Genomic DNA, 13,572 nt, shown 5'->3' on the forward strand with positions numbered 1-13,572 from the left:
TTACAGCAGGCCAGCCTGAGTCATCAGCTCTACGGCTTTTTTGCTGTCGAGTTTCGAGGCATCGACCTTCGGTGCGTCGAGATCTTTCAGCGGCACCAGTTTCGGGTTGGAGGTAGCGTCCTTGCCGACGGCGTACTCGAAAGAGTTGCCGGTCTCGAGGATTTTCTGGCCTTCTTTGCCGGTGATGTACTTGAGCAGCGCCTGCGCCTGTTCCTGATGTTTGCTGGAGGCCAGCACGCCACCACCGGAGATGCTGACGAATGCGCCCGGGTCCTGATGCTTGAAGTAGTGCAGCTTGGTGTTTTTGCTGTTTTCGCCGGTCTTCGACTGATCGACGAAGCTGTAATAGTGATAGATCACGCCGCTGTCGACCTGCCCGGCATTCACCGCTTTGAGTACCGCACTGTTGCCGCGATAGATCGTCGCGTTGGTTTTCATGCCTTTGAGCCAGTCCAGCGTGGCGGCTTCACCTTTTTGCTCAAGCACTGCGGCGACAATCGCCTGGAAGTCGGCGCCGGCTGGCGACGCAGCCCAGCGGCCTTTCCATGCCGGAGAAGAGAGGTCGAGCAGGGATTTGGGCAGGTCTTTCTCCGCCAGTTTGCTCGGGTTATAGACGAACACGGTGGAGCGCGCGGCAATTCCTACCCATTGCCCGCTGGCCGGACGGTAGGCCGAATCCACCTGAGCCAGCGTGGTCGGTGCTACCGGGGCAAACAGCTTGGCGTTGTCTACCAGCACCATGGCCGGGGAGTTTTCGGTGAGGAACACATCGGCTGGCGATGCGGCGCCTTCCTGAATGATCTGGTTGCCCATCTCGGTGTCATCGCCGTTGCGAATGGTCACCGGGATGCCGGTCTCTTCGGTGAACCCGGCAACCCACGACTTGGTCAGGCTTTCATGCTGAGCGTTATAGAGCACGAGGCCTACGCTGTCAGCGGCGAACGCCTGGCTGGCACCGAACAGTGCGGTGGCCAGCAATGCCTGCTTCATAAACGACGGAAAGGGTGAATGCATCTGGGGCGCTCCTGATTTTTTAGACGTTATGTGCAGGCATTCGCGGATTCGTCAATGCGAATGATTTGCATGCTTTGAGTCGCAGGCAATGTAGAGAGGCAAATGAGAAAAAAACGTCAAACCAACCGTTAATACATGTCATTGCCATTCAGATTAGCTGCAACTCGTCACATGCACGCTTGCCGTGCGTCATACAACGTCGTTATTCAGAAGATTGAACGAGCATTTTTTGCGTCATTGGGCGCGGCAGGTACGCCACGCTTTGATCCTCGCGACCATGGAAGACCTGTTCGCCACGGGTGGGCGTAGTGGTAATGGCGGTGTGATCGACACCCAGGTAATTCAGCGGCATGGCGTCACCGTTACGGTACTGCGCAACAATAATTGTGCGTTGCGGGTCCCAATGCTGACCGCTGGTGCGTTCGAGCCAGGCGAACATCGCAGCGGAGTCGCCAGTGCGCGGGAAGTCCTCGGTTTCCGCCACGTAATAGAAGGGTGCACCGCCGGTTTGCAGGTACATCGGCACTTTGTTGTCCACTTCAATCATGACCATCCGCCATTGATTCAGCGGCGCCTGGTGGCTGGCCTGTTCGCGCACGGTTTCGCCGAAACGGATCGCGCCGCCACCGCTGTTGGTCCATGGATACAGAACACCCAATATGCCAACCAGAAAGACCGTTGCCACCGCGAAGCCGATTTTCCATCCGCGTCCCTGGCTATCGCGCGCTTCCATCCTCCGGGTGATCCACCATGCGCCGAGCAATTGTGCAAACGGCACCAGTGGCAGCACGTAGTAACTGCGTCGGCTGCCGCTGGCGGTGAAAAACAGCATCAGCAGGGCGAGGCCCTGAATCAGCCTGCGGGTGTCCGGTTCAATGTGCCGCCAGTTACGCACGGCAACCCACAACGCAATGATCCAGCACGGCGCCCACGGCAAGGTGTACACCGGCAGGTAGAAAAGGTAGGTGTAGATCGGGCCGATGTTGTCGAACGGCTGGAAGAATCGCACTACGTTTTCACGCAAAACCAGCCCCAGGCCGCTTTGCTCGTAGTTTGGCGTGCCGTAGAGGTGAGACAGCAGGAACGGCACCATGTAAAACGCGCCGGCAATCAGTATCGCCGCACACAGTCGCAGGTTCAGATGTTGTTTCCAGCGGCCGCTGTTCAGCAGATGCGGCAGCAACACCAGTCCAGGGAGGATGAAACCGATCAGGCCTTTGAACAGCGAAGTCAGCGACATCAACCCGAAAAACACCACGTAACGCCATAACCGGGTGTCATCCGGCCCGCGCCAGTACCACCAGACCGCCGCCAGTACGCCGCACACGGTGAGGATGTCAGCGGTGGCGACCCGTGCCCAGAACACGAAGTAGAAGGTGGTTGCGAGCATCCACCCGGCGATCAGTCCAGTGCCTTTGCGGAACAGTTGTTCGCCAAGCAGATACACCAGCCACACGCTGAACCACGCAGCGATGACCGACGACAAGCGTAATGACCAGTGGCCCAGGCCTCCAGTCAGCCAGCTTGTCGCGGTGATCAGCCAGTAAGACAGCAATGGTTTGTCGTAGTAAGGCGCACCCTTGAGGTACGGATCGAAATAGTCGCCGCTTTGCAGCATCTGCAAAGCGATGTTGGCCCAGCGCGTTTCAGCGCCCCACAACTCGCGGCTGCCCAGCCCCAACAACAACATCAGGGCTGTGGCGGCGAGCAAAATCAGCAATGCCCGCCGATCACTTGCAGTCGAGGTCATGGCTGGCTCTGAGTAAAGATGAAGATTTCCAGGTTACCGCGCTGGTAATGCTTGCCATCGACCGGCAACAACTCGATCTCCTGCGCCTCTTGCACGCTGTTGACCCGCATCACGACACCTACCGAGCCTTTCTTGCGCGCTTCGGTCATCCATTGGCCGACACCATCCATGCTGACTTTGCGCGCGGCCATGGCCGGGTCTTCGAGGCCATATTTCAGTTCGCCAACGGTGTTGAACAAGTCCACCTGTGGACGTTTCAAACGCCACGCCAGAGCCGACGCGGCGCCGAGATCGTTACTCAGCAACGACGAGGTCTCGTTCAAGGCCTGTTGATGCTCGGCAATAAACTGATCCGGCATTTTGCTGTCGACGATCCGTGCCGGCATCGCCGCTGGCAGCAGCGCGATCAGCATGCCGATCCCCAGCGCAGGCGCGGCCCACAAGGTCAATGGTCGCAGCACTTGCAGTGCGTTGGCGATGATCCAGCTGATCAGCACGATGTAGCCAAGCGACAGGCTGAACATTTCGGTGTTTTCGTAGATTTCGCGGGTCGCTTGCAGGTAGAGCAGCGCGACCAGTGCGATAACCCCCACCACGGTGTTGATGATGCCATTGACGCGCAACACGCGAGCATTGCGGTTATCCAGCCAGTTCACCACGGTGTGCGCCATTAACAAGGCCACCGGCAGCAGGCACGGCATGATGTAAGTCGGCAGTTTGCCGCTGCTCAGGCTGAAAAATACCAGGGGCAGCAGGAACCACAGGGCGAGGAACGCGGTTTTCGGCTCAAGCTTTTCGCGCCACGTACGAATTAGGGTCGAAGGCAGCAGAGCGGCCCACGGCAGGGTGGAGGCAAACAGCAGCGGCAGATAGAACCACCACGGACGCGCATGCTGTGCGGCATCACCAGCGGCGAAGCGACGGATGTGTTCGTGCCAGAAGAAGAAGCGCCAGAAGTCCGGTTCACGCACGTGCACCGCCAGCGCCCAGGGCACGCTGACCAGTGCGGCAACCACGACGGCCACCGGGCCGTAACGCAGCAATTCGCCAAAACGCTTTTGCCAGATCATGTAGGGCAGGGCGATTAGCACGGGCAGCAACAGGGCGAGAAAGCCCTTGGTCATCAGGCCCATGCCACACGCCAGTCCCAACAGCGCCCAACTGCCCAAACGGCCACGCGGGGTACGACTGTCGATGGCAAACCACACTGCCACCAGGCTCAGGTTGACCCACAAGGTGAATTGCGGATCGAGGTTGGCGTAACCGGCCTGGCCGGCAATCAGACCGAAGCTCATATAAAGCAGCGCAGCGGCCGCACTGATCCGTGGGTTGTTCCACAGTCGACCCGCCATCAGGTAGGCCAGCCAGACACTTACCCCGGTGGTCAACGCCGAAGCAATGCGCACACCGAACAGGTTGTCACCAAAAATGGCCTGACCGATGGCAATCAACCAGTAACCGGCAATCGGTTTTTCGAAGTAGCGAATGCCCATGAAATGCGGGGCAACCCAGTTACCGCTCAGGAGCATTTCCTGGCTGATCTGGCCGTAGCGGGTTTCATCGGGAATCCACAGGCCGTGGGACATCAGCGGCAGCAGATAAAACACCACGAACGCCAGTACCAGACCGGGTATCGCGAGGCGCTCGAATGCTGACGGTTGCTGCGTTCGGGGTAAATGACGGGCAGCGTGGCGCAGCGGATTGTTCTCAGACGTCATGACTGGACCTTGGTGCAGAGCAGAGTACTTGTTGCAATGACCGCTCGACGCAATCCTGCGCGAGGGTGTCACTGGGTTTAGTGAGTGCATGTGCGAAATGTCTTACAGGCTTTTCCTGCATTCAGCGAACTAGCGCGCTTCCAGCTCGAAGTTCATCCTGCAAAGACAAGCTTGAAAGCGGGAAATGTCAATTAGCCGGCTGCATAAAACATCATTTATTACAAGTTAGTGCGCAGTCGATTGAGTAACACTGGGTGCTGTTCGCATGTTTCTTTAAAACAATCTGTTTATAGCTTTTTAAATTGTGCCCATGCGTCGGGATTCAGAATGCCCAACACTTTCAGATTGCCTTGTGCGTCAATGCGCATCAGCAATGCGCTGCCGTAAGCGGCAGGGATCGCGTGGGGGTAACCGGTCTGCTTTTCGAAGTCACTGATGCAACCGCTGTGGGTGACCAACACCAGATTGCGCTGGGCGGTCTTGTGCGCCGCAATGTCATTGCGAAAGGTCGGGCCGCAAATTTCCAACCAGTCTTGAGCAACGGCCTCTTCACCGAACATGTATTGAGCGGTCTGCATCGTGCGGGTGAGCGGGCTACTGAACACCTGCGCTTGCTGCATACCCAGATTCACGAAGCCACGGCCGATGCTCGCAGCCGAATCACTGCCCAATTTGGTGATGCCGTCGGCGGGTCCCAGGCAAGTATTGGTCGAGCGGTCACAGCGCTCTTCGTGGCGCACCAGCGCAACAATTTCGCCAGCCTTCCAGGCGCTCATCCACTGGGCGGTATCGGAATGTCCCGCATGACCCAGATCAGTCGGCGATCTCGTAATGATGAGAAAGCCGCTAACCAGAGCCGTTACCATCGTCAGGCAGGCAACAAATACCAGCATTCGCAGGCGAGAAAAATGCCAGCGTTTAGATGGAACGTTTAGTTGTATTAACTCAACCAAGATGCTGCCCCTATGAATCGCGAAATTTTCACTCAGTGCAACGTAAGGTTGATGACGCGAGCAACTTTACGGAGGTGTACTTGAATGGTTGCTGAACACTACGTTCGGAGTCGTGTCGGGGCGGTGAAGAACATGTGAAAAATTTGCGAGGGGTGGGGCGGTTTAATTAAAAAGGCTATTTGATAAATAAACTCAAATACCCTTGTTGTTTCAGGGTGGCACTTAACACACGTCGGTCGACAGGGCGGAGCTGCTGCCTTTTGGCTGGCGTAGTAGCATGGTGTCTTTGCCCACATTTTTGACACAAGCAGTGGAGTCACCTGAGCGAATGGATCTCAAGCAAAACCTCACCAAACGGATCGTGATCGTATTTGCCCTGATGAGCGCGCTCGTCGCAGGGGTGTTTGCCTTGGGGATTGTCGCCACCGTTCACGTAGTGGAGCGCAAACTGACCAGCACCACCCTGAGCGGCGGGTTGCGCCGGCTATTGGCGATGGATGACATCAGTCGCTGGAGCCACAAACCGGAAAAGAGTGAGCTATTTTTTTTCGAGGGTGGACAAGGAACGATGGCGCTCACCGGGCAACTGGCGGCGCTGCCGTTCGGTTTTCAGGAGATACGCTTCGACGGCGATGATTTCTACGCAATGGTCATGGCTGTTGGCGGGCGCAAGTACGTGTTGCTGCGCGATCAGGAAAGTCTGGAGCAGCGTGAACGGTTGTTGTTCATCGTGGTGATCGTCGGTTTCATCCTCAGCATTCTGCTGGCCATCGCACTCGGCAGGTTGCTGGCGCGGCGGGTGATGGCGCCGGTGATCCGGCTGGCGCAACAGGTTCGCCATCGTGATCAACTGATCGAGCTGGCGCCGCCATTGCACCCCGATTATGCGGCGGATGAAGTGGGCGCGCTGGCGCTGTCCTTCGACCAGACCCTGGGCCGGCTGCGCGACACATTGAGCCGGGAGAAACTCTTCACCAGCGACGTCAGCCATGAATTGCGCACGCCGTTGATGGTGCTCGCCAGTTCCTGTGAATTGCTGCTGGCCAACCCGTCGCTGGAGGCGCGCTCGACCGCGCAAGTCCAGCGCATCGCCCGGGCCAGCAATGAAATGCGCCAGTTGGTGGAAACCTTTTTGATGCTGGCGCGCAAACCGGAAGAGGTCGGTATTCAATCGGCATGCACGCTCAAGGATGTTGCCGATGCGCAAGTCGAGGTCTGGGGGCGGTTGATCCGCGAGAAAGGCCTTGAGTTTATCTACGACGCGCAAACCTGCGGCAGCGGGCAATACAACCTGACGTTTCTGCAGTCAGTCATGGGCAACCTGTTGCGCAATGCCTGGCACTACACCGATAAGGGCTTCGTGCGGCTGACCCTGCGTGAAAACAGCTTTGTGGTCGAAGACAGCGGCATCGGTATCCCGGAAGAACAACGTCAGGCGATGTTCCAGCCGTTTGTTCGAGGTGACGAGCGTCGTGGCGAGGGGCTTGGCCTCGGGCTTTCGCTGGTACAGAGAATCTGTAATCAGCAGCAATGGCAGGTGCAACTCAGCACCCGCGAGCCCAACGGCTGCCGCTTTATCGTTGAGCTGATGCCGGCAACTCAGGACGCAGGCGGGCAAACGCCGGGATTACCAGCGGCCTGACTGATCAACGCGGCCAGGCGTTTGACGTTGTTCTGCTGAGCGCTCACCAGATCGTCGATGCTCGGGCCGGATGGCGTTTGCAGGGTTGAGCGGCAGGTCAGCAAGCCGCTGTCAGTGGCGCCGACCGGCCGCAAGCGCCATTTCACGTCGATCAGTCCGTACTGGCCCGGAATCGAATCGAAGCGCTGTACGTCGAGGCGTACCGAGACGTTGCCGCGGCCGCCGGCATTGCTCAGTTGATCGGTCAGCGCACTGCGCAATTCATCCGCCAGACTCGCTCCCCACCATTGGGTTTCCAGAATCGCCAGGCCACTGTTGCCCTGGCGGATGACGATTTGTGGCCGGTCAACCTGCGGCGGCACCGTGATCGCCTCGATGGGGATTTGCGTGCCAGCGCGGGTATTGGGCAGTTGCACCGGGGTCAGGGTGTGAAAGCTGATCGGATCGCTGCGGCAGGCGCCGAGCAACAGACAAGCAGCGAGCACGGTGAACTTCAGCGGTAAAGCCATGAATAAAGCTCCTGTGCTCAATTGCGCGGCGGCCCTTGCAGATCGAGTGGCGCAGCGTTGTCGGGACGGCCACGGATCAACGATTCCGGGTGGCGTCCCAGGTAATCGGAAAGCTCACGCAAGGAGCGCGACATGCGCCCAAGTTCGTCGAGGGTCGAGTTGAGTTTTTCCCGTTGCGGCGAATCCTCGGCCAGGGTCGAGCTGGCCGACTGCAAGGTCTTGCTGACATCGGCGAGGGTGGACTGCACGCCCGGTAGGGTTTTCGCATTGAACTGTTGCAGGCCTTTACGCAGTTCGACCAGATTGCTGTCGAGGTTGCTGGCGATGCGATCCACCGGCAATTTGTTCAGCTTGTCGACCACCGCTTCGAGTTTTTCCTGCAACTGTTCGAGGCTGCCAGGTACGGTCGGCAGAACAACCGGGCGGGCAGCCGGATCGAAGGCGACTTTCTCGGCCTTCGGAAAGAAGTCCAGCGCCACGTACAACTGGCCCGTCAGCAGGTTGCCGCTACGGGCCTGGGCACGCAAACCGTTGTCAACGAACGTGCCAAGCAGGCGAATACCGGCGGCTTCGTCGTTGGGATCATGCTTGAAGGTGGTCAGCATCTTCCCGTAGGCCTGCCCCAGACGCTGCGGGTAAATCACGATGCCGACGTTAAGCGGGAAGCTGCGCTTTTTCGGGTCGAAATCCAGATTGATTGCCACCACCCGGCCGATCTCCATGCCGAGAAACTCCACCGGGGCATCGACCTTGAGGCCGCGCAAGGACTGATCGAAACGCAAACTCAGGTATTGCGCCTTGCCGTTGGGAGGGGCGAGGGCGGTCGACTGGTCGGCGAACAGGTCGAAATCTTTGTCGTCGGCTGCAACGACGTCGTTGGGGCTGTAATCCGGGGCACGGAAAGCGATGCCGCCAACCAGCAATGTCGAGAGCGATTCAGTCTTCACCGCGAACCCGTTGGCGCCGACATTGATATCGATGCCGCTGGCGTTCCAGAACCGGGTGTTTTCGGTGACAAAGGCATCGTTGGGCGAATGGATGAACACTTCGATATTCACGCCTTTACCATCAGGATCGAGGGCGTAGGTCACGACTTGGCCGACCGGAATTTTGCGGTAGTAAACCGGAGAGCCGATGTCCAGCGATCCCAGGTCCGGGGCGTGCAACATAAAACGTTTACCCGGCTCGCCATAGGTGATCGGCGGCGGATTCTCCAGGCCGTTGAAACGTTTGGCACGACCATTGGCCTGGCCGATGTCGGCGCCGATGTAGTCGCCGGACAGCAGGGTGTCGATACCGGACACGCCACCGGCACCGATTCGCGGGCGCACGACCCAGAACTGTGAGTCTTCGCGAGTGAAGGTCTCGGCCTGCTTGACCAGTTTGATCGTGGCATTGACGCTTTTCTGGTCATCACTCAGATCAACGTCCGAAACATGGCCGATCACCACGTTGCGGTATTTCACTTCGGTTTTGTTGGCGGTCAGACCGCTGCCGGTCTTGAAGGTCACGACGATGGTCGGTCCTTCCTGCATCAGGTTATGCACTACCAGCGAAATGCCGACCAGCACCGCGACAATCGGCACGATCCACACCAGCGATACGCTGAAACGGCGGGTCTTGATCGGGGCCTGGCCTGGTGCTCGTGGCTCGTCGGCGGCTGACGACTTCATTCATGTCCTCCTCGGTGTGTTGGGCAATGAGCGTCAGGAACGCAAAAGCACCCCATCAATATAGAAGTGCTTCGCGATAGAGCAAATAAACGTGCGGGCCGGAGCAAAAACAGGATCAAAAGATCGCTGCCTCGTTTCACTCGTGAGCTCCTACAAGTATTTCGTACTGCCCTTGTAGGAGCTGCGGCACGCTGCGATCTTTTGATCTTGCCTTTGAAAAACAGGATCAAAAGATCGCTGCCTCGTTTCACTCGTGAGCTCCTACAAGTATTTCGTACTGCCCTTGTAGGAGCTGCGGCACGCTGCGATCTTTTGATCTGCCATTGAAAAAGCAGGATCAAAAGATCGCTGCCTCGTTTCACTCGTGAGCTCCTACAGGTATTTCGTGCTGCCCTTGTAGGAGCTGCGGCACGCTGCGATCTTTTGATCTTGCCATTGAAAAACAGGATCAAAAGATCGCTGCCTCGTTTCACTCGTGAGCTCCTACAAGGGGCTGTGCAGGAGCTGTTGCGCAGGTCAGCCGAGCATTTCGCGCAGGCGATACCAGAACATGCCCAGTGCCAGCAGCGGTGAGCGCAGCGCCGGGCCGCCGGGGAAGGTCATGTGGGGCACGCCGCTGAATACGTCCATGCCTTGGCTGTGACCGGCATGAATCGCCTCACCGAGCAGTTTTGCGCACCAGTGCGTGACGTTCAGCCCGTGACCGGAATAGCCTTGCGCATAGAACACGTTCGGATGCTGCGTGAGGCGCCCGACCTGGGGGAAGCGGTTGGCGGTGATGCCGATCTTGCCGCCCCACTGATAGTCGATGCGCACATCCGCCAGTTGCGGGAACAGCTTGAGCATCTTCGGGCGCATGTAGGCGGCGATGTCCGCCGGGTCGCGTCCGGAATAGTGACAGGCACCGCCGAACAGTAAACGCCGGTCCGCCGAGAGCCGGTAATAGTCCAGGCCGACTTTCTGATCGCAGAGTGCAAGGTTCTGCGGGATCAATTGTTCAGCACGCTCCTGCGACAACGGCTCGGTGGCGATGATGTAGCTGCCGGCCGGCAGCACTTTGCCGCTGAGCTTCTGTTCGAGTTCGTCCAGATGCGCGTTGCAACCGAGCACCAGACTGCCCGCGCGCACCGTGCCACCGGCACAACGCACCTGCACGGTTTCGCCGTGAATCAGTTCCAGCACCGGGCTCTGCTCGAATATCCGTACGCCGAGGGACGCCGCCAACCGCGCTTCACCCTGCACCAGATCGAGTGGGTGCAGATGCCCGGAACCCATGTCGATCAGGCCACCGGCATAAACGTCGGCTGCAACGACTTGCTGGCGAATCTGCCCGCGCTCGACCAGTCGCGTCTGATGCTCATAACCGAGTTCAGCAAGGCTGACTTGTTCTTCCTTGAACGCATCGAATTGCGCTGCGGTGTTGGCCAGCTCACAGAAACCCCAGCGCAAGTCGCAGTCGATGCCGTTGTCGGTGATGCGCCGGCGCACCAGGTCCACCGAGTCGATCCCGGCCCGTTGCAAGTAACGCACGCCTTCAGTGCCGACGTAACGCGAGAAACCTTCGACTTCATGGCCGATGCCGCGAATCAACTGCCCGCCGTTGCGCCCGCTGGCGCCCCAGCCAATGCGCCGGGCTTCGATCAACACCACCGACAGCCCGCGCTGCGCGAGTTCGATGGCGGTGTTGACCCCGGTGAAACCGCCGCCGATCACGCAGACATCAACGCTCAAATCACCGTCCAGCGCGGGGTAGGGCGTGCCCGCCCGTGCCGAAGCGGCGTAATAGGAGCGTGCGTGTTCTTGGGTGTACTGGTTCATTTGTTCGACTTCACTTTGCTCCAGGACCGGGTCATCAGACGCATGATCGCTTGAGGCGGGGTGGTGGAAATGTAGAGCTTGTCGAGCACTTCCTGAGGCGGATAAACCTCTGGATTACTCACCAGCGCCGCATCCATGTATTGCTTGGCGGCCGGGTTCGGGTTGGCGTAACCGACCGAGGCGCTGACCTTAGCGATCACTTGCGGATCGAGCAGGTAATTGATGAAGGCGTGGGCTTCCTTGGCATTCGAGGCATCGGCCGGAATCGCCAACAGGTCAAACCACAGGTTGGAACCTTCCTTCGGGATCGCATAGGCGATATTCACGCCGTTCTTGGCTTCCTTGGCGCGGTTGGCAGCCTGGAACACGTCGCCGGAGTAACCGAACGCAACGCAGATATCGCCGTTGGCCAGATCAGAAACGTATTTGGAGGAATGGAAGTAGGTGATGTAAGGGCGGATGCTGAGCAGTTTTGCTTCAGCCTTTTTGAAGTCTTCCGGGTTCTCGCTGCGTGGGTCCATGCCCATGTAGTTGAGGACGGCCGGGAACACTTCATCGGCGGAGTCCATCATCGACACGCCGCACTGCGACAGCTTTTTAATGTTTTCCGGCTCGAACAACACGGCCCAGGAATCGATGTGATCGATGCCGAGCACTTGCTTGACCTTATCGACGTTGTAGCCGATGCCGTTGGTGCCCCACAGGTACGGCACTGAGTGCGCGTTCTGCGGATCGTTTTTCTCAAGCAGCGCCAAGAGTTTCGGGTCGAGGTTTTTCCAGTTCGGCAGTTGCTCGCGATCCAGTTTGAGGAACGCGCCGGCCTTCACCTGACGGGCGAGAAAGTGGTTGGACGGCACCACCACGTCGTAGCCGGTACGACCGGCGAGGAGTTTGCCTTCGAGGGTTTCATTGGAGTCGAAAACGTCATAGATCACCTTGATCCCGGTCTTGGCCTGGAAGTCGGCAAGGGTGGTTTCACCGATGTAGTCGGTCCAGTTGTAGACGCTGACTTGTGGCTGAGCCTGAGCTACAGCGCTGAACAGAACCGTCAGAGCAACCGGGAGCACGGATTTCAATAGACGCATATCGACACCTCTTCAAATTATTGGAGTTTTTCAGGTGGGTACTTTCCCCTGTGGGAGCTAGCCTGCTGGCGATAGCGGTGGGTCAGTCATAGAGATGCTGACTGTACCGACGCCATCGCGAGCAGGCTCACTCCTACAGGGGGGGGTTGGTGTTGGTTAGACGCTCAGCAGCAGGAATTCACGCTCCCACGAGCTGATCACGCGTTTGAAGTTTTCATGCTCGGCGCGTTTCACTGCGACGTAACCACGGACGAATTTGTCTCCCAGATAACGGGCAACGGTTTCGCATTCTTCCATTTGCGTCAGCGCGTCTTCGATGGTGATCGGCAGGCGCAGATTGCGGCGTTCATAAGCGCGACCCTCGACCGCAGCGCTAGGCTCGATGCCTTCAATCATGCCTATGTAGCCGCACAGCAGGCTCGCAGCAATCGCCAGATACGGGTTGGCGTCGGCACCCGGCAGACGGTTCTCCACGCGCATGGCTTCCGGGCCGGAGGTCGGCACACGCAGGCCGACGGTGCGGTTTTCTTCGCCCCATTCAACGTTGACCGGAGCCGAGGTGTCCGGCAGGAAGCGGCGGAACGAGTTCACGTTCGGCGCGAACATTGGCAGCATTTTTGGAATGTACTTCTGCAAGCCACCGATGTGATGCAGGAACAGTTGGCTCATCTGGCCGTCGGCGTCAGCGAACACCGGTTTGCCGGTGACGATGTCGACCACGCTCTGGTGCAGGTGCATGGCGCTGCCCGGCTCATCGCCAATCGGTTTGGCCATGAAGGTTGCGGTGACGTTGTGCTTGAGTGCCGCCTCGCGCAGGGTGCGTTTGAACACGGTGATCTGGTCCGCCAGATCCAGCGCGTCGCCGTGACGGAAGTTGATTTCCATCTGCGCCGGGCCGTCTTCGTGGATCAGCGTATCGAGGTCCAGACCTTGCAGTTCGCACCAGTCATAGACGTCTTCGAACAGCGGATCGAATTCGTTGGCGGCATCGATGGAGAACGACTGGCGACCACTTTCCGCACGGCCGGAACGACCCAGCGGCGCCTTGAGTGGCAAGTCCGGATCTTCGCAGCGCTGCGTCAGGTAGAACTCCATTTCCGGCGCAACGATCGGCTTCCAGCCTTTATCGGTGTAGAGCTGCAAGACTTTCTTCAGCACGTTGCGCGGCGACAGTTCGATCGGGTTACCGAACTTGTCGAAGGTGTCGTGGATGACGATGGCCGTCGGTTCGATGGCCCACGGGATGACGTACACCGCATCGGCGACGGGTTTGCAGACCATGTCGATGTCTGCCGGGTCGAGCAGGTCGTAGTAGATGTCGTCGTCGACAAAATCCCCGGTTACCGTTTGCAGCAGCACACTTTCCGGCAGGCGCATGCCTCGCTCATGCAGGAATTTGTTGGTCGGTGC

10 protein-coding genes are annotated in these 13,572 nt (G+C 58.6%); 1 reads left to right on the top strand and 9 read right to left on the bottom strand.

What is annotated here, in order from left to right:
* The 4 genes from ACIOZM_RS00215 to ACIOZM_RS00230 all read right to left on the bottom strand — a co-directional run bounded on the left by ACIOZM_RS00215 (position 1) and on the right by ACIOZM_RS00230 (position 5,258).
* Positions 1-1,014 carry an iron ABC transporter substrate-binding protein gene (locus ACIOZM_RS00215; RefSeq protein WP_401208008.1) on the bottom strand — a complete coding sequence of 338 codons (1,014 nt, stop codon included), beginning with the start codon at positions 1,012-1,014 and terminating at the stop codon, positions 1-3.
* Between the two features lie 202 nt (positions 1,015-1,216).
* Positions 1,217-2,764, bottom strand: a complete 1,548-nt coding sequence (locus ACIOZM_RS00220; RefSeq protein ID WP_401208011.1) for an ArnT family glycosyltransferase — start codon at positions 2,762-2,764, stop codon at positions 1,217-1,219.
* A complete protein-coding gene (gene arnT / locus ACIOZM_RS00225) occupies positions 2,761-4,482 on the bottom strand; it encodes a lipid IV(A) 4-amino-4-deoxy-L-arabinosyltransferase (protein WP_401208013.1) in 1,722 nt (573 codons plus the stop codon). Before arnT ends, ACIOZM_RS00220 begins: the two co-directional genes overlap by 4 nt.
* Positions 4,483-4,769: 287 nt before the next feature.
* Positions 4,770-5,258 (bottom strand): histidine phosphatase family protein, encoded by a 489-nt coding sequence (locus ACIOZM_RS00230; RefSeq protein ID WP_401208016.1) that lies wholly within the window; start codon positions 5,256-5,258, stop codon positions 4,770-4,772.
* Positions 5,259-5,763: 505 nt separating this feature from the next.
* Here ACIOZM_RS00230 and ACIOZM_RS00235 point away from each other — a divergent pair.
* Complete coding sequence (locus ACIOZM_RS00235) at positions 5,764-7,077, top strand: sensor histidine kinase (RefSeq protein WP_401208019.1); 1,314 nt, start codon at positions 5,764-5,766, stop codon at positions 7,075-7,077.
* Here the strand turns inward: ACIOZM_RS00235 and ACIOZM_RS00240 are convergent.
* The 5 genes from ACIOZM_RS00240 to ACIOZM_RS00260 all read right to left on the bottom strand — a co-directional run.
* Positions 7,035-7,586, bottom strand: a complete 552-nt coding sequence (locus ACIOZM_RS00240; RefSeq protein ID WP_401208021.1) for a membrane integrity-associated transporter subunit PqiC — start codon at positions 7,584-7,586, stop codon at positions 7,035-7,037. The genes ACIOZM_RS00235 and ACIOZM_RS00240 overlap by 43 nt on opposite strands.
* 17 nt (positions 7,587-7,603) lie before the next feature.
* Positions 7,604-9,259 (bottom strand): intermembrane transport protein PqiB, encoded by a 1,656-nt coding sequence (locus ACIOZM_RS00245; RefSeq protein ID WP_401208023.1) that lies wholly within the window; start codon positions 9,257-9,259, stop codon positions 7,604-7,606.
* A 516-nt stretch (positions 9,260-9,775) separates the two neighbouring features.
* Positions 9,776-11,077 carry an NAD(P)/FAD-dependent oxidoreductase gene (locus tag ACIOZM_RS00250; protein ID WP_401208025.1) on the bottom strand — a complete coding sequence of 434 codons (1,302 nt, stop codon included), beginning with the start codon at positions 11,075-11,077 and terminating at the stop codon, positions 9,776-9,778.
* Positions 11,074-12,162, bottom strand: a complete 1,089-nt coding sequence (locus tag ACIOZM_RS00255) for a polyamine ABC transporter substrate-binding protein (protein ID WP_401208028.1) — start codon at positions 12,160-12,162, stop codon at positions 11,074-11,076. The genes ACIOZM_RS00250 and ACIOZM_RS00255 overlap by 4 nt, the downstream gene beginning before the upstream one ends.
* Before the next feature lie 156 nt (positions 12,163-12,318).
* Positions 12,319-13,572 (bottom strand): glutamine synthetase family protein (locus ACIOZM_RS00260; RefSeq protein ID WP_401208031.1); only part of this gene is annotated, 1,254 nt, incomplete at its 5' end.

This window comes from Pseudomonas sp. NPDC087346, from assembly GCF_044744235.1.
In the GTDB taxonomy this organism is placed as follows: Bacteria; Pseudomonadota; Gammaproteobacteria; order Pseudomonadales; family Pseudomonadaceae; genus Aquipseudomonas.

Coding starts and splice junctions, on each gene's coding strand:
- ACIOZM_RS00240 (WP_401208021.1), bottom strand. CDS start 7,586: ATGGCTTTACCGCTGAAGTTCACCGTGCTCGCTGCTTGTCTGTTGCTC.
- ACIOZM_RS00215 (WP_401208008.1), bottom strand. CDS start 1,014: ATGCATTCACCCTTTCCGTCGTTTATGAAGCAGGCATTGCTGGCCACC.
- ACIOZM_RS00255 (WP_401208028.1), bottom strand. CDS start 12,162: ATGCGTCTATTGAAATCCGTGCTCCCGGTTGCTCTGACGGTTCTGTTC.
- ACIOZM_RS00245 (WP_401208023.1), bottom strand. CDS start 9,259: ATGAAGTCGTCAGCCGCCGACGAGCCACGAGCACCAGGCCAGGCCCCG.
- ACIOZM_RS00250 (WP_401208025.1), bottom strand. CDS start 11,077: ATGAACCAGTACACCCAAGAACACGCACGCTCCTATTACGCCGCTTCG.
- ACIOZM_RS00220 (WP_401208011.1), bottom strand. CDS start 2,764: ATGACCTCGACTGCAAGTGATCGGCGGGCATTGCTGATTTTGCTCGCC.
- ACIOZM_RS00235 (WP_401208019.1), top strand. CDS start 5,764: ATGGATCTCAAGCAAAACCTCACCAAACGGATCGTGATCGTATTTGCC.
- arnT (WP_401208013.1), bottom strand. CDS start 4,482: ATGACGTCTGAGAACAATCCGCTGCGCCACGCTGCCCGTCATTTACCC.
- ACIOZM_RS00230 (WP_401208016.1), bottom strand. CDS start 5,258: ATGAGCGCCTGGAAGGCTGGCGAAATTGTTGCGCTGGTGCGCCACGAA.